General features: G+C 39.3%; 22 protein-coding genes. 7 read left to right on the forward strand and 15 right to left on the reverse strand.

The window, feature by feature from the left end:
* Nucleotides 1–18: 18 nt before the first annotated feature.
* The 5 genes from ACFQZ9_RS27550 to desA form a co-directional block, all read right to left on the reverse strand.
* Nucleotides 19–1,143 carry a M20 peptidase aminoacylase family protein gene (locus tag ACFQZ9_RS27550; RefSeq protein ID WP_498946556.1) on the reverse strand — a complete coding sequence of 375 codons (1,125 nt, stop codon included), beginning with the start codon at nucleotides 1,141–1,143 and terminating at the stop codon, nucleotides 19–21.
* Between the two features lie 13 nt (nucleotides 1,144–1,156).
* Nucleotides 1,157–2,272, reverse strand: a complete 1,116-nt coding sequence (locus ACFQZ9_RS27555; RefSeq protein WP_498946558.1) for a mandelate racemase/muconate lactonizing enzyme family protein — start codon at nucleotides 2,270–2,272, stop codon at nucleotides 1,157–1,159.
* A gap of 98 nt (nucleotides 2,273–2,370) precedes the next feature.
* A complete protein-coding gene (locus ACFQZ9_RS27560) occupies nucleotides 2,371–3,702 on the reverse strand; it encodes a hypothetical protein (protein WP_498946559.1) in 1,332 nt (443 codons plus the stop codon).
* Nucleotides 3,703–3,852: 150 nt separating this feature from the next.
* Nucleotides 3,853–4,365, reverse strand: coding sequence for a response regulator (locus ACFQZ9_RS27565; protein WP_498946560.1), 513 nt, complete (start codon nucleotides 4,363–4,365; stop codon nucleotides 3,853–3,855).
* A 70-nt stretch (nucleotides 4,366–4,435) separates the two neighbouring features.
* Nucleotides 4,436–5,467 carry a fatty acid desaturase gene (desA, locus tag ACFQZ9_RS27570; RefSeq protein WP_498946561.1) on the reverse strand — a complete coding sequence of 344 codons (1,032 nt, stop codon included), beginning with the start codon at nucleotides 5,465–5,467 and terminating at the stop codon, nucleotides 4,436–4,438.
* Nucleotides 5,468–5,901: 434 nt separating this feature from the next.
* Here desA and ACFQZ9_RS27575 point away from each other — a divergent pair, with 434 nt between their 5' ends.
* Together ACFQZ9_RS27575 and ACFQZ9_RS27580 are read left to right on the forward strand one after the other, a co-directional pair.
* Entirely contained in the window at nucleotides 5,902–7,347 is a 1,446-nt protein-coding gene (locus ACFQZ9_RS27575; RefSeq protein ID WP_498946562.1) for a DEAD/DEAH box helicase, read from the forward strand.
* Between the two features lie 153 nt (nucleotides 7,348–7,500).
* Nucleotides 7,501–7,698 carry a cysteine-rich CWC family protein gene (locus tag ACFQZ9_RS27580; RefSeq protein ID WP_198311747.1) on the forward strand — a complete coding sequence of 66 codons (198 nt, stop codon included), beginning with the start codon at nucleotides 7,501–7,503 and terminating at the stop codon, nucleotides 7,696–7,698.
* Nucleotides 7,699–7,777: 79 nt separating this feature from the next.
* Here ACFQZ9_RS27580 and ACFQZ9_RS27585 read toward each other — a convergent pair whose 3' ends face one another.
* On the reverse strand, nucleotides 7,778–8,371 hold the full coding sequence (locus ACFQZ9_RS27585) for a class I SAM-dependent methyltransferase (protein ID WP_498946563.1): 594 nt from the start codon (nucleotides 8,369–8,371) through the stop codon (nucleotides 7,778–7,780).
* 193 nt (nucleotides 8,372–8,564) lie between these two features.
* Between ACFQZ9_RS27585 and ACFQZ9_RS27590 the strand changes: the two genes are divergently transcribed.
* On the forward strand, nucleotides 8,565–8,933 hold the full coding sequence (locus ACFQZ9_RS27590; RefSeq protein ID WP_198311749.1) for a DMT family transporter: 369 nt from the start codon (nucleotides 8,565–8,567) through the stop codon (nucleotides 8,931–8,933).
* A gap of 2 nt (nucleotides 8,934–8,935) precedes the next feature.
* Complete coding sequence (locus ACFQZ9_RS27595) at nucleotides 8,936–9,250, forward strand: DMT family transporter (RefSeq protein WP_198311750.1); 315 nt, start codon at nucleotides 8,936–8,938, stop codon at nucleotides 9,248–9,250.
* Nucleotides 9,251–9,297: 47 nt separating this feature from the next.
* Here the strand turns inward: ACFQZ9_RS27595 and ACFQZ9_RS27600 are convergent, their stop codons facing one another.
* Together ACFQZ9_RS27600 and ACFQZ9_RS27605 are read right to left on the reverse strand one after the other, a co-directional pair.
* Entirely contained in the window at nucleotides 9,298–9,774 is a 477-nt protein-coding gene (locus ACFQZ9_RS27600) for a hypothetical protein (RefSeq protein ID WP_498946565.1), read from the reverse strand.
* 71 nt (nucleotides 9,775–9,845) lie between these two features.
* Nucleotides 9,846–11,090: an aminopeptidase P family protein gene (locus ACFQZ9_RS27605; protein WP_498946566.1), complete on the reverse strand. Its 1,245-nt coding sequence runs from the start codon at nucleotides 11,088–11,090 to the stop codon at nucleotides 9,846–9,848.
* A gap of 130 nt (nucleotides 11,091–11,220) precedes the next feature.
* On the opposite strand from ACFQZ9_RS27605, the gene ACFQZ9_RS27610 reads away from it, so the two are divergent.
* On the forward strand, nucleotides 11,221–12,057 hold the full coding sequence (locus tag ACFQZ9_RS27610; protein WP_498946568.1) for an SDR family oxidoreductase: 837 nt from the start codon (nucleotides 11,221–11,223) through the stop codon (nucleotides 12,055–12,057).
* Between the two features lie 91 nt (nucleotides 12,058–12,148).
* Here the strand turns inward: ACFQZ9_RS27610 and fdhD are convergent, their stop codons facing one another.
* Nucleotides 12,149–12,946, reverse strand: a complete 798-nt coding sequence (gene fdhD / locus ACFQZ9_RS27615; RefSeq protein ID WP_498946569.1) for a formate dehydrogenase accessory sulfurtransferase FdhD — start codon at nucleotides 12,944–12,946, stop codon at nucleotides 12,149–12,151.
* A gap of 12 nt (nucleotides 12,947–12,958) precedes the next feature.
* Nucleotides 12,959–13,306, reverse strand: a complete 348-nt coding sequence (locus tag ACFQZ9_RS27620; RefSeq protein ID WP_198311755.1) for a Na-translocating system protein MpsC family protein — start codon at nucleotides 13,304–13,306, stop codon at nucleotides 12,959–12,961.
* A 310-nt stretch (nucleotides 13,307–13,616) separates the two neighbouring features.
* On the opposite strand from ACFQZ9_RS27620, the gene fdhF reads away from it, so the two are divergent.
* Nucleotides 13,617–16,553 carry a formate dehydrogenase subunit alpha gene (gene fdhF, locus ACFQZ9_RS27625; protein ID WP_498946571.1) on the forward strand — a complete coding sequence of 979 codons (2,937 nt, stop codon included), beginning with the start codon at nucleotides 13,617–13,619 and terminating at the stop codon, nucleotides 16,551–16,553.
* Between the two features lie 16 nt (nucleotides 16,554–16,569).
* Nucleotides 16,570–17,052 carry a helical membrane plugin domain-containing protein gene (locus ACFQZ9_RS27630; protein WP_498946572.1) on the forward strand — a complete coding sequence of 161 codons (483 nt, stop codon included), beginning with the start codon at nucleotides 16,570–16,572 and terminating at the stop codon, nucleotides 17,050–17,052.
* Between the two features lie 89 nt (nucleotides 17,053–17,141).
* On the opposite strand, the gene ACFQZ9_RS27635 is transcribed toward ACFQZ9_RS27630, so the two are convergent.
* Genes ACFQZ9_RS27635 through cobA form a run of 5 tightly spaced genes read right to left on the reverse strand, consistent with a single transcriptional unit; the run spans nucleotide 17,142 to nucleotide 20,882 of the window.
* On the reverse strand, nucleotides 17,142–17,942 hold the full coding sequence (locus ACFQZ9_RS27635; RefSeq protein ID WP_498946573.1) for a HoxN/HupN/NixA family nickel/cobalt transporter: 801 nt from the start codon (nucleotides 17,940–17,942) through the stop codon (nucleotides 17,142–17,144).
* A gap of 30 nt (nucleotides 17,943–17,972) precedes the next feature.
* The gene (gene bluB, locus ACFQZ9_RS27640) at nucleotides 17,973–18,608 is read right to left on the reverse strand and encodes a 5,6-dimethylbenzimidazole synthase (RefSeq protein ID WP_198311759.1); all 636 of its coding nucleotides are present in this window, start codon (nucleotides 18,606–18,608) and stop codon (nucleotides 17,973–17,975) included.
* 16 nt (nucleotides 18,609–18,624) lie between these two features.
* Complete coding sequence (locus ACFQZ9_RS27645; protein ID WP_198311760.1) at nucleotides 18,625–19,479, reverse strand: GHMP family kinase ATP-binding protein; 855 nt, start codon at nucleotides 19,477–19,479, stop codon at nucleotides 18,625–18,627.
* Between the two features lie 46 nt (nucleotides 19,480–19,525).
* On the reverse strand, nucleotides 19,526–20,095 hold the full coding sequence (locus tag ACFQZ9_RS27650; RefSeq protein ID WP_198311761.1) for a nitroreductase family protein: 570 nt from the start codon (nucleotides 20,093–20,095) through the stop codon (nucleotides 19,526–19,528).
* A 1-nt stretch (nucleotide 20,096) separates the two neighbouring features.
* A complete protein-coding gene (gene cobA / locus ACFQZ9_RS27655; protein WP_198311762.1) occupies nucleotides 20,097–20,882 on the reverse strand; it encodes a uroporphyrinogen-III C-methyltransferase in 786 nt (261 codons plus the stop codon).
* Between the last annotated feature and the right edge of the window lie 3 nt (nucleotides 20,883–20,885).

Below are 20,885 nucleotides of genomic sequence, written 5' to 3' on the forward strand. Positions count from 1 at the left end.
TCTCAATGATAAAACTAATTAATATTGTTCAAAAGTCGCAAGAACAGTTCGTGTTAAAATTTCAATTCCATTCAAAAGTGCATCTCGATTAAACGACATATATGGGTGATGCAATCCAGGTGCTAAATCACAGCCTAAACCCAGCATCGCCGCTTTCAAATCCGGGCGCTCCTTTGTGTAAAAATGAAAATCCTCCGCACCAGGTGTGATGACTGCAGGTATAACATTTTCAGCACCAATGGATTCTGCAATCGCCTTCGCCATAATTTTCTGCGCCTCAGGATTTACCACTGCAGCATAAACCTTTTCTTTATGTTCAAATTCAATCTTCACCTCAAAAAGTGAGGCAACTTGCTGTAAAATATGGTCAACTTTTTGAACTAGCATATCCATCGTTTCATTTTTTTGCGCCCGTAAATCTAAATGAAATTGGGCAGATCCGGGAATGACATTCGTGTTATCTCCCCCTGCACTGACTTGAGTCATTTTTACAGAGAAGGATTCAAACGGGTTCAAACGGATCCCTTTTAATTGCTCGACGATTGCGGAAACCACTTCTATGGCATTCACCCCTAAGTCAGGGCGAGCACCATGCGCATCAAAACCAATAATTTTAGCGGAAACGGTTTCAGCGGCCCCGTGAATAATACCCGGTGATGCCGTCCCCATCGAAAGTTCCTGAATAGGCCGTAAATGAACACCATACAAAAAGTCAATATCATCGATTACTTGTTTTTCAATCATTTTTAAGGCGCCATCCCCCACTTCCTCTGCCGGTTGAAAAATTAATTTTAGCCGTCCCGGCAGTTCTAATTGCATTTCTTTTAAAAGAAGCAGCGTACCTAACACCATCGTCATATGCGCATCATGGCCACAGGAGTGATTGGCTTGAAATCTCCCATTCACTTCCTGCCATAATGAATCCATATCCGCGCGAACCCCAACCGTTAGGGGACCATTTCCTAGTTCCCCTATTACTCCTGTATGGTCCGGAAACGTTCTAACCTCCCACCCATTGCTCTTTAAAAAATTTGCTATGAAGCTCGTGGTGTTAACTTCTTTCCAGCTGACCTCCGGATTTTGATGTAAATGCTCAAATAGTTCAAAAATGATTGGGCTCAATTTTTCTAATGTTTTTTTCATCTGTATTCCCTCATTACTTGGATTGAACCGTTTCTTTTTTAATCGTTAATTCTTGAAGCGTTTCCTCATTCACTTCAACACCTAAACCAGGTTTTTCGCTTAGTACCACAAAAGGAATTTGATATTCAAGGTCACCAATATCTTTACTGAATAACAACGGCCCGGTTAATTCTGTGCTGGTGATATTTTTTCTGGCCATTGCAGTATGATATCCAGCAGCAGAGCCAATCGAGGATTCAACCATGGATCCGACTTGGCAGGAAAGACCTGCATATTCAGCTGTTTTAGCCATATGAATCGCAGGATAAATCCCCGCTGATTTCATTAATTTAATATTGATTTTGTCAGCGGCATTTTTCTTGATAATTTCATTTAGGTCGGAACCGTCATGAACACTTTCATCCGCCATAATCGGAATCACCGTTTTCTTTCGAAGCTCTGCAAGTCCGTCAATATCTCCCATCTTGATCGGTTGTTCCAGCCAGGAAATTCTGAGCGGTTCTAGTAATGGAAGTGCCTGGGCTGCAGTCGAATAATCCTTCCAGCCTTGGTTAACATCGACTCGAATCGGCACCCCATAGCCAACTGCCTCTCGAACGGCTTTAACTCGTTCTAAATCTTTAAAAAGATCAAATCCAACCTTTAGTTTCAAGGAACTGTATCCGAGAGCAAGCGCCTGTTTTGCCTTCTCAGCCATCACTTCCGGTTCTTCAATACTTAATACCTTTGCAAAGGTAAGTTCATTATGAAATTTTCCGCCAATTAAATCGTAGACTGGCTTGTCCGCATATTTACCCATCAGGTCATAGCACGCGATATCAATCGCAGCCTTTGCTGCCGGGTTGCCATGAATTCGGCTATCCATAATATGGTGAATTTTTTCAATTTCAAAAGGACTTTCTCCCATGATAAAAGGCAGTAACTGATGTTTTAAAATTTCAATTCCGCTAAAAAATGATTCCCCTGTTACATGTTCATCCGGAACTCCTTCTCCAAATCCGACAAGACCATCTTCCGTTTCGAGTTTTACAATAATCGATGGCATATATTCATAGGTCTGGTAGGAAATAATAAATGGGGATTGTAATGGTAAATGGATTCCAATAATATCTGCTTTAATAATTTTCATGGTGCTTTTTCCTCCTCTGTATTTTGCGACACCGTCGTTTTGCTGTCGCTAATAGGTTATTTTTATAATATACTGTAAATTTTCAAAAAACAATCCTTTTAGGAGAAATATTTTTTTAGCTTTTCCGAAATATTATAAAGTGCCCGCGGACGTCCTTGGTCATATGGCTGTTCTTCCCCCGTAATCGTAAGTAATTCTCTTTCAAGAAATCTTTTAATTAACCTCTCAGCCGAACGCCTGCTTACCGCTAAGTAATCTGCCAATTCCTGTGCTGAGAATGAACGAAATTGATGAAGCCGAACGAAATCAAAAAAGCGGATTAGATTTTTCGCGGTCATTTTAAGTTGATCCGCTAAAGATTGGATATGTTGATTTTCATTTTTTAAGACATACTGTTTTTCATTTTCAAACAAAGGGCCAATCAGTTTTTTGTCTTCATCTAATATAAAAATAGTTGTTTTTTCTGTTATTTGTTTTTCGGTAAAATATAAGGCTTCTGTTGCATGGTTTTCGGCCTCATTCATCGTATATCCATAACCGATTCCGATTTGTAAAGGCGAATTTATTTTTCCTTCAAGTTCAAGAATTTTTTGCAGATTTTGTTCTTTTAGAGCAACTTCCATTGAGCCGCGATTCGTATAAATAAGAAACGGCTGATGTTGGTCCAGTGATACTCTTGCATTTAATTGCCTTGCCATTTGGTGTAAATGCTGCAGGATCTGCAGGCGAAAAACTTGTTCTTCCTGTTGTACTGGATAATTTCCTATTTTTATCGAGATGACAGCGATCTGTGAGTCCTTTGTTTTCTTTAATCTGGTTAACGTCACTGCCCTTTCCAATCCTTCTTTCAGGGATTGCTTCGGCTGAACCATATAAATGGAAGGAATAGACAATTTCTGCAACTCTTCATATACGGCATGAATACTTGTTAAAGCAAATTGTGTTTTTTTCTCTTTATATAAATCTGCATGGAAGTGAACGAATTGAGTAATATCGAAGGCTGCCTTCTTTTCTTCTACTTGATAAACCCATGGGTAGTCTTTCACAAATAAAGTTGGATCCGTTATATGGATTTCTTTTAAGACATTCTCTAAAAATTCCTGCTTGGGTAAATCAATCGAAATCTTTTCCAACGGGATTTTTTCATGAAAGTAAATTGAAAACAATGAAAGCGAAACAACGAATTCATTAAATGGAACATAGGTAGCCATCAATTGGTTTTCATTTGTTTTTTTCTGCCCGAAATAATAAGCAATTGCCCCCGAGAAAAGTAAAAAATCAACCTCTTTCCCAGCCTGATCTATCAAATGGTCAATTTCCCAGGGCGAATCATATGTATAGTTGATAAACGAGATTTCCGGAAATAAATGATAATATGGAGAAATAGCATCAATATAAAGGTTTGAACCTAACACACCTATCGCGACCATTTTGACAACTCCCACAGTAATTTTAAATAAGTTATACCAATTTCTAGTATACCATGGTTTTGTATATCTTTGGGTCGTTCTTTCCCCGCCCTAAATACAAAATGGACTTGCCATCTAGGCAAGCCCGAATATCTTTCAAATAGCCATTCCTCAACCAGTCGGTAACTTCATTTTTTCCATAATAGTTGAAATGTAATTTCTAACCGTTCCAATCGTATCCCTTCTTTGGGTAGAGGGTTGATTGGCGGATAAAGGTTCAAATACACGATCATCATCTTCTATTAACTCTGGGGAATAACTCCGCTCTCCAGCCATAATGCGGCGGATCGAGCAAGCTAACTCTTCGCTCGGGCTGTCCTTTAATAAATAACCTCTAACATCCGCTTTCAAGGCCCGCTCAAAATATCCAGTCCTCGCAAAGGTTGTAAAAATAATCACTTTACAACCAGTTGACCTTAAAGCTTCAGCTGCCTCAAGTCCGCTCTTTTTAGGCATCTCGATATCCATCAAGCAAATATCCGGTTGTAGTTGCTTTACAAGTGCAAGAGCCTCTTCCCCATTGCAGGCTTGCCCAACCACTTCCATATCCTCTTCCAAATTAAGCAGGGAACCAATTGCCCCTAACAGCATTTCTTGATCCTCGGCAATGACAATTCGAATCATCTAGGTTCTCTCCTTATCTGGCGTGTCTAATAAGGAGACTCCCCTTATATGAAGGAGAGTCTCTGAAAAATTAATGTTCAGGTTTTACTTGAACTGTAATATTGCGTTTTGCTAAATATTTAATCTCCCGAAAGCTTACAAAATTCTTGCTTTCCTCATCCCATAGGCGGAACTTTAGTGAGCGCAAACTTGTAGCAAGGGTAATGGTTGGTACGTTTTGTAATGGAAGCGTCTGATTATGTGCTTCTTCAAGTTTATAGTTTGGAACCCTTGGACTTAGATGGTGAACATGGTGATAACCAATATTACCCGTAAGAAATTGGATAATCTTCGGAAGCTTATAATAAGAACTTCCTTCAACCGCTGCCTTTACATATTCCCAATCTTTATCTTCTTCAAAATAAGAATCTTCAAATGTGTGTTGTACATAAAACAACCAAATTCCAACGGCACCAGATAGTAAGAAAATAGAACCTTCTACCAATAAAAACGACTGCCAGCCGATTGCCCAAATAAGCAATCCAATGATAGCAACGATTAAAACATTCGTTAAATAAGTGTTCAAGCGTTCTTTCTTTTTGGCACCTTTACGGTTAAATCTATTTTTAAGGAGAAAAACATAAATCGGTCCTAATCCAAACATAACAAATGGATTACGATAAAAACGATAGGCTAAACGGAGTCTAAGTGGTGCAGCTAAATATTCCTCCACTGTAAGTGTCCATATATCTCCTGTACCGCGCTTATCCAAGTTACCGCTTGTCGCATGATGAACAGAATGCTCATGTCCCCATTGATCAAACGGGAATAGAGTTAATACTCCCATTGAGGTTCCAATGATCCGGTTGACACTGCGATTTTTAAAAAAGGAATGATGGGTACAATCATGAAAAATAATAAAAATTCGTGTCAAAAAGCCTGAGGCTAACACAATAGGAACCAATGCTAACCAATAAGAAACGGAAAGGCTTATATAGGCAAGGTACCATAACAGAATAAATGGTACGACTGTGTTGATGAGCTGCCAGACACTTTCTTTTGTCGTTGATTTTTCAAAGGGGGCAACTTGTTTTTTTAAATTTTTCGTGTTTTCTAGGGTCATTTTTGTAATTCCCTTCTTGTTCTGTCGTTATTTAAAGTATATAGGAAGAAAATTGGACTTGTTAGTAGCAGGTGTCATGTACACGATATGACAAATGTCATATACAAGCTGACTTTTTATATACCTGCCAATCTTAGTTCGCGATAATTTCCGTGTTTATTTTTTTCAACAAAATTACTTCTTATGAGTTACAATACGAGAAAAGAATGAAATTACTGCATTTTGTAATTCCCTTCTTATTTTGGGTATATAAGGTATATAGGAAGAAAATTAGACTGGTTAGTTGCAGGTGTCATGTTAAAGTAGATTATTTTAAATAATGGGTAATTTGAATGGGTTTCAAGTATAATGAAACATATTCGATTTGCATATGAAATTTCTTTAATAGAAATCCTAAATAACGATCGGATAATATAAAAAAACGAGGTTACCACATGTGTGATAGAAATTTTGACGATTTCCAGTTAAGCAAAGAAATAACACGAGCACTTGCTATTTTAAAATATGATACTCCTACAGAGGTTCAGAGTAAAGTTATCCCATTAGCTATGAAAAATCAGGACCTGGTAGTAAAATCCCAAACCGGGAGCGGAAAGACTGCATCCTTTGCAATCCCTCTTTGCGAGAGAATAGAATGGGAAGAAAAAAAGCCACAAGCATTAATTCTGACACCAACTAGAGAGCTTGCGGTTCAAGTTCAAGAAGATGTTACGAATATTGGAAGATTTAAACGGATAAAAGCCTTAGCCGTTTATGGAAAAGAACCTTTTACAAAACAAAAAGAAGAATTACATCAAAAAACGCATGTCGTCGTCGGGACACCTGGACGTGTCATGGACCATATTGAAAGAGGTACTTTAGCTTTAGAAAAAATAAAATATCTAATCATCGATGAAACGGATGAAATGCTAAATATGGGGTTCATTGACGAGGTAGAAGACATCATAAATGAACTTCCTTCAAACAGGGTAACCATGGTATTTTCTGCTACATTGCCTAAAGATGTTGAAAATCTCTGCTATAGATATATGAAGGATCCCGTGAATATCGAGATTGCAGCTTCAGGAATTACCACTGATACAATAGAGCACCGGTTAATCGAGGTAAAGGAAGGCGACAAGATTTCCCTTCTAAAAGACGTTACAGTTCTTGAAAATCCAGATAGCTGTCTTATTTTTTGCAGAACAAAAGAGCACGTTGATAACGTTTATACTGAATTGGACGAGGCCAATTATTCTTGTGAAAGACTTCATGGAGGATTAGAACAACAGGATCGATTTGCAGTTATGGACGGTTTTAAAATGGGGAATTTCCGTTATCTAATAGCTACAGATGTGGCAGCACGAGGAATTGATATTGATAATGTGACACTTGTCATTAACTATGATGTTCCCATGGAAAAAGAGAGCTATGTACACCGAACAGGACGAACCGGCCGTGCCGGCAATAAGGGAAAAGCCATTACTTTTGCTACCCCTTTCGAGGGAAAATTCGTTAAGGCAATTGAAAAATACATTGGCTTTGAGATTCCGACAATGGAAGCCCCGTCATCACAGGAGGTTGAAGCCGGAAAAGCTGATTTTGATGAAAAAATTTGCGGTCGCCGTGTCGTAAGAAATAACAAAACAGCCCGGATCAACCAAGGCATTATGAAACTCCATTTTAGCGGAGGAAAAAAGAAAAAGCTTCGCGCTGTTGATTTTGTTGGGACGATTGCAAAAATTCCCGGGGTAACAGCAGAAGATATCGGCATTATTACGATTCAGGATCATTTGTCTTATGTTGATATTCTTAACGGAAAGGGCTCGCTCGTGCTTCAAGCCATGGAGAATACAACGATTAAAGGAAAAACGCTGAAAGTGAGCAAGGCACTTAAATAATGGAATTTGGAAGATTACGACGGTCGGTGCTTAGTTTCTTCATGTAAGATTAATCGCAATAATTTTTCAACAAAACAACTTCAGATGAGTTAAAATTAGAAAAAAAGAGTGCAATTAACGCATGTTGCACCAAGGGTTGAGGAGGAGTTGTAAATGTCTAATAAATATTGTCCTATATGTGGAGAAGAAAATAAGTGTATGTCTGGGTCCGGGGAGCATGGTAACTGCTGGTGTGACTTAGAGGTATTTCCGAATGAAATTTTAGAGTTGGTTCCTGCAGAAAGTTTAAGAAAACATTGTATCTGCAAAAATTGTTTAGATAAGTATAAGGAAGATCATAAAATAAGCTAAAAAACGCGAGGGCACTCCTTGCGTTTTCTCATGATATCATTAATTTATAAATTACAAATACCTTTCTTGAACCCCCCATTTACTTTCTATTGATTGCTTCAGCAAAAATAAATAAATCACGATAATATTTTTTGACCTCGGTTACATCAAATCCATTGGCGATTAATAACTCCAAAGTGTCCCTATTTAAACAGCATCCATCACAAATTTTTTTCCAAACAGGAGTTAAGCCCTCCTGAAGCGCCGCAAGAACACGATTTTCCATTTTCACATGTTCAAATAAAAGGATTTTCCCATCCGGCTTTGACACCCGTTTCATTTCTAGCATGGCTTTTTCCGCGTTGGGAATCGTGCAAAATACAAGAGTGGCTACAACTGTATCAAAGGTATGATCTGCAAATGGTATTTCTTCAGCACTTGCCTGGACCAGTTCAATCGGGACAACCGATTGTTTTTTCTTTTCTAAGGATTGCTCAATCATATATGGACTCGGTTCAATGGCAGTTACCTTTTCAGCTTCCGTATATAAAGGAAAATTAATTCCTGTCCCTGAACCTAATTCAAGAACACTCCCCCCTGCCTTTGAGAGAAGTTCCTTTCGAATCCCATTAAATTTTTTATTTTCTAACGGACTCATAAAAAAATCGTACCATTTTGCAAAAGATCGACTCAAAATACTCCACTCCAAACAGAAAATCTCAAAATTCTTCCCTTACATTATATATAAAAGAATAAAATTCTTCATGGTTTCTCTTCGCATTTGACAAAAAACCGCAAAAACCGGGTGGTGACATGCACCTCAAAGTGGTATCCTATTTTAATGTGTGCAGTAAATATCGGGCATTATAAAATAGAATACAGGCATTATGCTAGAGGTGAGTGGTTTGAATAAAGCCTGGCTTTATGTGGGTTTAACTTGTTTGTTTGAATTAATATGGGTTTATGGATTTAATACAGCTGATACCTGGTGGGAATGGGCTCTTGTTTTGGCAGTGATTTTTACTGATTTCCATTTTCTCCCGAATGCATGTGCCACTCTTCCGACAGGCACGGTTTATGCCATCTTTTCTGGGGTCGGAGCAATTGGAACCGTATTAATGGATGTCTTCCTTTTTGGGGGAAGCTTTAATACAGGTATGATTTTGTTCATCCTTCTAATTATTATCGGGGTCATCGGGCTCAATCTGGCAGATAACAAATCAGAGGAAAAAGAATCTGCGAAAGGAGCTGCCTGAGCATGGGCTGGTTGTTTGTTTTTTTAGCTGCAGCATGCGAGGTCACAGGTGCAGCGGGGCTAAAATTGTATAGTCAACAGAAATCTTTAAAAAATGGAGTGTTATACATAGGCGGTTTTTGTACTTCCTTTGCTTTTTTATATACCTCTTTCCATTTTTTGCAACTGAGTATTGCCTATATCGTTTGGGTAGGAATTGGAACGGCAGGTGCTGTGACTATCAACATGTATTTATTTGGTGAATCGAAAAACGTCGGGCGAATGCTAAGTGTCATATTAATTATTATCGGAGTCATCGGGCTTCGGGTCTTGTCGTGAGAAAAAAACAACTCCGAACAATTTTTCGTTCGGAGTTGTTTTAAAAATTAAGCCCTTCTAAAGCCTTCCTCTACTAAAAACACTTCTGCTTCTTCATAGGTACTGAAGGTTTCCTCTAGATTTAGACCAAAATATATATTCCAGGTTTCATCTTCATTGATTAAAAGAAGAGTTTCATTCTCTTTATTCACCCAGCGTTCTTCTTCTAGGTCGCCAATAATCGCTTCTTCTGCGATTGGTTTTTCAACAGCAGATAGGCTGGTGATTGCATCTTTAATCAATTGTTTTAAGTCCTCAGCAGAATAGTCACGAATATTGACCATCCCTTTATCATCGGTTTTGCAATTTGAAATACGACCAGCATAGACAAAGCCATTTCCATTTGGGTGCAGGTGATAAACGACGTTTTTCTTGTCATAAACACTTTCATTAAATTGGAAATTCACTCGTCCAAGAGAAACATTCACCCTCTCCAATTCAGGGTATGTCTGAATAATCGCAAGTTTTTCTTCAAAAGTTAGCATAGTTGCCTCCATATGTTTAGATAAACATTATTTTATCATAATGTTATAAAAAACATAGGCAACTCTTCAAATTATTTCCTCATAAACGCTTCTATTTCTTCTACCGAACGAAAAATATCTTTTGAAAGTACTTCGCAGCCGTCTTCTGTTACTAAAACATCGTCTTCGATGCGGATTCCTATTTCTTCTTCCTCAATATATAAACCTGGCTCAACTGTTAACACCATTCCCGGTTTTAAGATCAAATCCTTGTAATCGCCCACATCATGGGTATCAAGACCAAGAAAATGACTCACACCATGATAATAATATTTTATGATTTCACTTTCTTCTTTAATCAGCCCTACTTTGATGCACTCTTCGGCTAAAACCTTCTTTGTATGTTCATTCAGTTTTGCATGTGGCACACCTGGTTTGATTAGCGCAGTAGTTTCTCTTAAAGCTTTTAAAACAATATTGTAAAATGTTTTTTGCTTTTCCGTGAATTTACCGTTTACCGGAAAGGTGTAGCTGATATCCCCGTTATAATAATGATATTGAGCACCTAAATCAAGCAGGACAAGGCTCCCGTCCTCAACCGTTGCATTATTTTTTTCATAGTGAAGGATGGTGCCATTCTTTCCACTAGCAACAATCGTTGGAAAGGCATAATCCCTTACCCCTTCCGATTTAAGCGTAAAATCAAAATAGGCTTCAAGCTGGTATTCCTTCATACCTGCTTTTGCGTGGCTCATTAAGTTTTTAATTCCTTCATTCGTAATCTCAATCGCTTTTTTAATTTCTTCGATTTCTTCCGGTGTTTTATAAACACGCAATTCGCAAATATCCGGGTAAACATTCTTCATTTGTATGTATGGATAATTCGCCTGAATTTTTTGAGCAAATTGCTGTGCTTTTGTCGTAATTTTATCGAGCTCTCTTCTTTCCAGATCAAGATAAATATTTGAAAGGACATTTGTTAAAAGAGTCCGCGATAGGAAGGATTCAAATTGTTCGATGAATTGGATATTGCTGATTCCTGAGACCTTTGCCGCCTCTTCTTTAGTAATAGCCTTCCCGATCCATTTTTCCCATAAAGGATCTGATTTTTCGATAAAAAGATATTCTTGTATGACGTCATTTGTTTTATGTGCGAAAAAAATAATATTTGGCTCATCAATACCTGTTAAATATAGAAAATTGCGGTTCGGAATGAACCTATAGTCTTCATCAGCGGATTTTTGCGGGGCTTTCCCGGCAAACAAAACAAGCAGTGAACGATCTTCAAGCTTTTCATATAAATGATTGCGATTTTTCACATAAAAATCTTTGTTCATGAAATTCCCTCTTTTCTAAAAGGTATATATAGATAAATATACTATACTATTAAAAAATTCATACTTTTTTCTATACAACCCTTCTCACAATACGTTTTAATAAATGAAAAGGCTCTTAAAGGAGAAATATATGGAGAAAAAAACAGCAATTGTAACGGGTTCCTCGAGCGGTTTTGGTTTATTGACTGTGATCGAATTAGCCTTAAAGGGATTTACGGTAATTGCAACGATGAGGGATTTAACTAAATCTGAGCAGCTTTTAGAATTGGCAAAAGAAAAGCAGGTAGTGGATTTCATTCATGTCCATCACCTTGATGTGACTTCACCTGAGTCAATTGATGAGTTTAAAAGTTTTCTATCTGTGTGTCCATCGGTCGATGTGTTAGTTAACAATGCGGGTTTTGCTGTCGGGGGATTTAGTGAGGAACTCTCAATCGAAGACTATCAGAAGCAATTTGAAACCAATTTCTTTGGTGTAATTTCTCTGACAAATGCCGTTCTTCCGTTTATGAGGGCAAATGGCCGAGGAAGAATTATTAATATGAGCAGCATTAGTGGAAGGTTTGGATTCCCCGGGTTATCTGCCTATTCTGCCTCAAAGCATGCGCTTGAAGGATATAGCGAAAGTTTAAGGCTCGAGCTTAAACCTTTAGGAATTGATGTATCCTTAATAGAGCCAGGTTCCTATCAAACCAATATTTGGACAAGTGTGGATGACATGGTGGTCGATACTGATTCCCCTTATACTGACTATATGAAAAGCATCTTGAAAGAAATTGATAATGGAAAAACAGGTTATGGAGATCCAATAGAAGTAGCAAAATTAGTGGCGGAAATTGCTACCCAGGTCAAGCCGCCTAAACTAAGGTACCCTATTGGGAAAGGAGTAAAATCAAACTTGTTTTTAAAGAATATTCTTCCATGGGAAAAACTTGAAACGTTTATTATCAAAAAACTTAAACAGTAGAAGCTTGCCTTTTTGAAGGACAAAATTTGTGAGGGACTTAGAAAACGTCCATAAAAGGGATCCCAGTTTATTTTGTCCTTCTAAAAAATCATCATTCCCCAACAATTCGTCCCGGATGTGTATACACATTCAAAGACTCATTGCGGATAAACCCGATTGTGGTAATGCCCAAATCCTCGGCCAGCTGGAGGGCAAGTTCTGTTGGTGCTGATTTTGAAAGAATCACCTCACAGCCAATTTTTGCAACCTTTAACAAAATTTCCGAAGAGATCCGGCCGCTAAAAACAATGATTTTATCAGCAACAGAAATATTATTCTTCAAACAATATCCATAAATTTTATCCAGAGCATTATGCCTCCCGATGTCAGTCCGGCTTAAAACAATGCCACCTGCATCACATAATGCAGCCGTGTGTGCTCCACCTGTTTCTTGAAAAATAACTGCAGCATTCTCCAATTCCTCAATAAGCCGAAAACAATCGTGAACAGATACTTTAACATGATAGTGGTCATCCATTTTCTTCGCTGTCATCGCATCATTCACGAAAACAAACCCTTGCCGGCTATTCCCGCAACAGGAAGTAATAAAGCGCTTTCCTTGAAGCTTTTGATAAAAAGGATTTATTTTTGAGGTTTCGATGTGGACGATTCCCTCTTTTTCCTGAATCCACATGTTGTCAATCTCTTCATATTGGCGAATAACTCCTTCAGCCGCGAGAAAACCAACCACCATATCCTCGATGTACTCCGGGGTACACACAAGTGTCACAAACTCCTCGCCATTAATTTTTACCGTTACGGGAAATTCCGTTACGATGCTGTCCGATACATTCGTGAAACGCCCATTCTTAAACTGGAGAATCTCCCGCTTATTTTTAACTAGATTCATGAACACTCCCCCCTATGAAGATATGTTTTTATCAAATACAAAAACGGAAACAGCAATGTCTTCTTTTACCTTTATGTCAGAAAAAAGATGGATTAATTTCGCGCCAACGACCTCTTCTAAGCCTTCTGGAAGGTTCTCAGAATAAACTTTTTGAATCATTTTTGTTCGAGCCATATGCACCATTTCTGTTCCATCCGTTGATTGGCAAATAAACTTTTCGGTTGGAGTCAAATTGCCGTATAGTGTAGAAATCGCCATGTTTTCCGTAAATACCGTATGAATTCTTTCCGGCCCTTTTCCGAATAAATCTTTACGAAGCTTGCGAATAATATCATTAAATTCATGAATTACTTTTGACATTTTACAATCCTCCGGTGCTTCCAAACTTTTATTAAAATATTAAATGATTCGTTTTTAAAAATAAAGAGAAACTTACTGGAGAGAAATTAAAATATTGCGATTTTTTATGATTACCACTATAATTATAGTGTCATTGATGGACTCGATATATTGATTGTATAGAGTCTTTCTATTTATTTTAAAAATTGGATTGGTCTAATTGCAAGGACTGCTATTAAACTACTCCACCATGCAAAACATACTGCCTGGAACGAAAAGGCAGCTGTGTTCGTGGTGGAGTTTTTTATATTTCTTTATAAGGAGGTCAAACATGAACGACAAAATGATTACCGTCAAAATAAATAATCATAGCTATACAGCAAAGCAAGGTTCAACCATTCTAGAAATCATCAATCAAAATGAAATTCCCCATCCGCAAGTTTGCTATGTTCCAGAGGTAGATCCGATTCAAACCTGCGATACCTGTATCGTCGAAGTCGATGGAATGCTAGTTCGCTCTTGTTCAACTACAATTTCAAATGGGATGGACATTTCACTTTCTTCCCCGCGTGCGAAGAATGTGCAAACGGAGGCAATGGATCGATTGTTAGAAAACCACCTGCTCTACTGTACCGTGTGCGATAACAATAATGGTAACTGTAAGGTACATAACACCGTTGATTTAATGGAAATCGAGCACCAAAAGTATCCCTACACTCCAAAGACAGATACGAATGCAGTGGATATGTCCCACCCATTTTATCGCTATGACCCGAATCAATGTATTGCCTGCGGGCAATGTGTTGAGGTTTGTCAAAACCTCCAAGTAAATGAAACCCTTTCCATTGATTGGGAGGCAGAACGGCCTCGTGTTCTTTGGGACAATGGCGTCAATATCAATGACTCCTCCTGTGTCAGTTGTGGTCAATGCGTGACCATTTGTCCTTGTAATGCCTTAATGGAAAAATCGATGCTCGGTGAGGCCGGTTTTATGAGCGGAATGAACCAAGGACTGCTGACATCGATGATTGATTTAGTAAAAGAAGTGGAACCGGGTTACTCTGGTATTCTAGCTGTCTCAGAAGCAGAAGCTTCCATGCGCGAAACGCGCACAAAAAAGACCAAAACCGTTTGTACCTTTTGCGGGGTGGGCTGTACGTTTGAGGTCTGGACGAAAGACCGAAAGATTCTTAAAATCCAGCCTTCTCATGATGCGCCCGTTAACGCCATTTCAACCTGTATTAAAGGGAAATTCGGCTGGGATTTCGTCAATAGCAACGAACGGATTACAAAACCATTAATTCGTAAAAATGGCGAATTTGTTGAATCTACTTGGGAGGAAGCACTCGCCCTCGTGGCCAACAGGCTAGGATCCATTCAAGAAGAAAATGGGCAAGGTTCCATTGGTTTTGTCTCCTCTTCCAAAATAACCAACGAAGAAAATTATTTAATGCAAAAGCTGGCGCGGCAAGTATTTGAGACAAACAATGTCGATAATTGCTCCCGCTATTGCCAATCTCCTGCAACGGACGGTTTATTTCGAACTGTTGGGATGGGCGGTGATGCCGGAACAATTCAGGATATCGCAAAAGCAGGCCTGGTCATCATTGTTGGCGCTAATCCAGCAGAAGGACATCCAGTCTTGGCAACCCGAATAAAGCGTGCCCATAAACTTCATGGTCAAAAATTAATCGTGGCCGATCTGCGTAAAAACGAAATGGCCGAGCGTTCCGATATTTTCATCAGTCCAAAGCAAGGTACGGACCAAGTATGGCTTATGGCTGTAACAAAATATTTAATTGACCAGGGCTGGAATGACCAAAAATTCATTGAAGAAAACGTCAATTTCTTTGAAGACTTCAAAACGGTCCTTGAAAGGTACACTTTGGAATATGCAGAAAAAATCACTGGAATTACTCAGGAAACACTCATTCAAGTAGCTGAAATGATTCGTGACGCAGACGGTACCTGCATTCTTTGGGGAATGGGTGTTACCCAAAACAAAGGCGGTTCTGAAACATCCGCTGCGATTTCTAATCTGCTTCTTGCAACAGGTAACTACCGCCGTCCTGGCGCTGGTGCCTACCCTCTCCGCGGACACAACAATGTTCAAGGAGCCTGTGATATGGGAACACTTCCAGGCTGGCTTCCAGGATATCAGCATGTAACCGATGAGGCTGCACGGACGAAATTTGAAAAAGCCTACGGTGTCATGATTGATGGATTACCAGGCCTTGACAGCATTCAAATGTTGAAAGCCGTTAAACAAGGTAGAATAAAAGCAATGTATCTGGTTGGTGAAGATATGGCACTAGTGGATGCAAATGCGAATCATGTTCACGAAGCGTTAGCAAGCCTTGACTTCTTTGTAGTGCAGGATCTATTTTTCTCCAGAACGGCTCAATATGCGGATGTTATTTTACCAGCTGCGCCTTCTCTTGAAAAAGAAGGAACCTTCACGAATACCGAACGGCGTGTTCAACGTTTATACCAAGCATTACCAACACTTGGCGAATCAAAGCCAGATTGGTGGATTATCAAAGAAATCGCCAATCACTTAGGAGCCAATTGGAACTACAATCATCCAAGTGAAATTTTTGCCGAGATGGCCAGCCTCTCCCCACTTTTCAGTCAAGCAAATTATAATGACCTTGATGGCTGGAACAGTTTCCTTTGGGGAAGCAATGATGGGGTTAGCACACCGCTTCTGTATGTAGATGGTTTTAATTTTCCAGATAAAAAAGCTCGTTTCTCGCTTTCCGAGTGGGTTGCTCCTGAGGAGTTTCCGGATGAATATGATCTTCATATCAACAATGGCCGGATGCTTGAGCATTTCCATGAAGGGAATTTAACAAATAAATCTTTTGGAATCCAGGCAAAAGTCCCTCAAATTTTTGTAGAAGTATCACCGGAGCTTGCGAAAGACCGAGGGGTTCAGGACGGTTCCATTGTCCGCCTTGTTTCACCTTTTGGTGCACTAAAATTACCGGCGCTTGTTACGGACCGCGTGAAAGCAAACGAACTATATTTGCCGATGAATTCAACGGAAAAGGACTCGGCCATTAACTTTTTAATCGGTACAACAACCGATTTACGAACGAATACACCTGCTTATAAACAAATGAAGGTGCGGATGGAGCTTATTCGTGAAGAGGGAAAAAATCCGCTTCCAAATACAAACCCGCGAAATAAACAACGGAATCCGCAAGCTGGGGTCGAAGTTCAGCGTAAATGGAATCGCCCAGGGTATGTTCATTTAACCGATTAACAAGGAGGTATTTTAGGTGGCACAGCCCATTACGATGATAAAAAAAGAGATTCCTACGAAAGAAGAGCGTGAAAGTGAAAAATTAGCAAACTTGCAAGCGCAGTTAGCTGAAAAAGAAGAAGCTTTGAATAAGCTTATGGATTTAGTCGGTGAGCTGCATGAGAGCGGAATGCTAGATTCTGCTAATGCCATGCTTCAGGCAAAAGAAAAAATCGCTGAAATAGCGCTCCACCAAGTGAACCGTGAGCCGGTGACAAATTTTATTAATAACTTTATGAGCGCGTCGATGGCGTTTACCGATTTTCAGCCGGAACAGACAAAGAAGCTGATTAGCGGTTTAGCAATGGGGATTGATGAAGGAACGGAGTTTGTTCAGAGCAATAAAAAAGTTGGAGTTTTTGATCTCATGAAGGCTCTTAATGACCCGGATATCAATCGTGCGGTTGGATTTGGGATTCACTTTTTAAAAGGAATGGGAAAGAGTTTAAAGGAATCGTAAAATAATAGAATTTAGCTTATTTTTAATGAAAAAACTTGCTGCAACCGTCCAAAATGACTTCATGCTGCAAGTTTTTTCTTTTCCAATCATTAATTTTTTATTGTAAGGTTTACATTTCTTTTTACTCTAATGGTAATCACCCCAAGACATAGAACCATTGAAACAAAGATGATGATCCCTACAATTTCAAAATCCAGTTCCACCAATGGGAAGAAAAACGTATAGGCTTCATAAAAGGAAACACCATAGGCCAGGGCAACAATAATCCATCCCATCACGCTGGAAGCTCTCTGCCCCAACCGATTCGATTGGTTGACCATACGGAAGGCAACGAATGAGTCAATCGTATCGGTTACCATCATGCCAACCATAAAAACAATTCCGAGGATAAAAGGCATATATTTTCCTGAATTTCCTGCTGCGATGGCCCACATGGATGTTTGGCTAACTGTATCCGCAGCCAATGCAAATAATCCGCCAATAAGGATAACAATAAAGGGATTCGTCGTTTCTTTTACAGCGCGCGGGAGAAACCTCCCTTTTAATCCACTAACCTGAAAATATTGATCCGCTTTTCTGTTTGTCTTCAATAAATTATAGACATTTAATGTACCAATACTAAAAAGTGACAACACCGATATCCAGGTCACAAATGTATCTACATAAGCAGGGATCTTAAAATCCTTGATAAATACACCTAAAAGAACAGCCACACTTGCCACAACAAATCCATGCCCAAAAGAAAATAGTGTCCCTACCCAGCGGGCAATCGGACTATTCATACGCAGATTATACCGTGTTAACCCATCAATACAGGCCAGGTGGTCGGCATCCAGTCCATGCCGAAGCCCCAGTACAAATACTAATAGAATTAATGAAAAGGTCTCCATATTTTCCTCCAAATGATTATTCCTTTTTCCTCAATTTCCCCATGTTTCATGGAAGATTAATTGCTGAAGGGATCGCCTTTTTTCCCATTTCACTTGCTCTAGTATCGGGGAGGATGGGTATTCATTTGTGTAGCCAATTGAAATTAAGGCAACAGGATCGATATGCGGGGGAATTTGCAGGATGTCTCTTACATCATTTTTTTTATAAAAACTAACCCATCCCATAGCCAATCCTTCCGCACAAGTCGCAAGCCACATATTTTCAATGGCACACGCAACGGAAAGAATATCCGTTTCCGGTATTGAATTCCTTCCTAATACATGAGAACCGCCTCGTGTAGGATCACATGTGACACAAATAGTCAATGGCGCTTGTTTTATCCCCTCAACCTTTAAACTTAAAAAATGCCCGGCACGTTCTTCCTCATAGTGAATGGCCAATGCTTTTCGCTCTTTTTCTGCTGCCCAGGCAAGTCTTTCTTTTATTTCTTTTGAGCTTACTAAGATAAAATTCCATGGTTGCATAAATCCTACTGATGGGGCATAATGTGCCGCTGTAAGTACACGATCGATAATTTCAGGAGAAATAGGGTCAGGAAGAAAACTCCGAACATCTCTTCTTTTAAAAATCACATTATAAATTGCACTTTTTTCTTCATTTTGCATAAACGCTCCTCCCTCCTTATACAAATTTAAAAACTCCTATTTTTGTTTTTTTAACAATATTAGAAATTCGACTTGATATTTGTGAAATTACCTCGTTTTGATTTGGTAGATTTCCATCTAGTAAAATTCCCATTACTGTTCCACTATGGGCAACAACAATCCCACCCTGATAGTCTTGAGCTAGTTTTTCAAATTCATAAAAAAATGGTTTTGGTAAGATTTTTTGATTCACACGTGCGCTCAGAGTTATTGCTTTACTAATCAAGGAAAAATCTCGCCTCCTAAACCCTTCCCGAATCAATTCGTATGCTTGTATAAAAATCGCATGATCTTGTCGTTTATATTTTTTTTCTAATTGATTAAATTGAACTGTATCAACTTCTCCCCCAAAATAGATTCCAACGAGATGAAATGAAGGATGCGTCCCAAAGCCTTCAATCAGTTCTCCATGAATATAGTCATAAGCAACGACCTCATCATACATGACTCCATCGGTTGGCTCGATTTGCACCGCTATTGCTGAGATCATTTCTTTTGTTATTGGGAGTGAGTAACTATCAGCAATAGCCCTTATAGCCGCGACAATATCAGCGGAACTGCTCGCCATTCCTTTGCCGGAAGGAATATTGGAACGAATCTCTAGGCTGCCGCCGATAGGCAAATCAAACTGTTGAGTCAGCAGTTTTCCCGCTTTCAAAGCCTTTCCTTTTGAATCCACCACCGTTATCTCAGTAGCGGTAAGACTCGGGATAAAAACAGCCTCACTTTTCAAATGCGAGATGGGAAGCGTAATTAAAAATGGCCTTTCATCGATCATTCCTTGAACAAGTTCTCCGAACGTTCCGTGACAACTTCCTATGCCTATTCTCATTTAGAAAGCTCCCATACACCTAATCTACTAATTCTTCCAATTTTTCTTACAACCAAACTGTCTTTTCTTGATAGGATGTTCGAGCTGGTACCTTGATTTTTTTAACGGCTTCATCATCCGGGTACCCAATAAAAAGATTTCCGATTATTTTTTTGTTTTTCGGTGAACCAATAAAGTCATACATCCGGTGATCCCCTACCAGTCCTACGCCCCTTGTTCTCCAAACAAAACCCAATCCCAATTCTCTTGCAGCAAGCCACATGGAATGAATCGCACAGCATACCGCGTACTCATTGTCCCGTGATGCCTCCTCATCCCCTGGTACCATGTCGGCTGTCACAACGATGTGAACTGGTGTCGTTTTCAATACCTTTAAAGAACTCTCTACTAAATGGGGTTTGGTTGGAAACCGCCCTTGCAAATATTCAGTGGCCATAATTTCATAACGTTTTTTGGCTTCTCCTTTTATTACATAAAAGCTCCACGGTTCTCTCATTCGATCATTTGGAGCCCATGTTGCTGCATCTAATAGTGTGTTAATTTTTTCATCTTCGACTTCTTTTTGGGCATAATCCCGAATGGCTCTCCGATTTTTAATTTCTGCAATTATCGACATTCTACTCTCTCCCAGCAATCACTTCGATTTTTTCTTCCTGTTCTTGAAACCATTTTATTTTTTCCCGAACCTTAACTACATCACCGACTAAAACAATAGCCGGATGGGTGATACCCGCTTTTGAAGCAAGTTCCTCTATATTAATTAAATTTCCGGTAATCGTCTTTTGCTGTGCAGTTGTTCCCCATTGAATAATGGCTGCTGGAGTAAGAGGGTTTTTTCCATGATCGATTAATTGAGAACAAATATAATTTAAATTTCCAATTCCCATATAAAAAGCAATCGTATCGATTCCTTGGGCAAGAGCTTTCCAATTTAAATGGTCTTCTTCCTTTTCAGCCCGGCCGTGACCGGTAACGATTGCAAACGAAGATGCATAATCGCGATGGGTAACGGGAATTCCTGCATAGGCAGGGGCAGCGATTCCAGAAGTAATTCCTGGCACAATTTCGTATTGTATTTCATGATTAGCTAACACTTCCGCCTCTTCCCCAACACGGCCAAATATACAAGGGTCGCCACCCTTTAATCTAGTAACAACCTTTCCTTCAGATGCTTTTTCAATCAAGAGCTCATGAATTTGGTCTTGAATGAGTTGATGTTTTCCTGGAAGCTTTCCGCAAAAAATGAGCTCTGCCCCATCTTTGGCATATTGCAGCAGGGCCTCATTCACTAAACGGTCATATAAAATAACATCCGCTTTTTGGATGCACTCCACCCCATAAACGGTAATGAGCTTCGGGTCTCCTGGTCCCGCTCCAACAAGATACACTTTTCCTTTTGTCATGTT

Origin of the sequence: Neobacillus sp. GCM10027624 (assembly GCF_042675345.1) — a bacterium.
Taxonomy (GTDB): domain Bacteria; phylum Bacillota; class Bacilli; order Bacillales; family Cytobacillaceae; genus Neobacillus; species Neobacillus cucumis_D.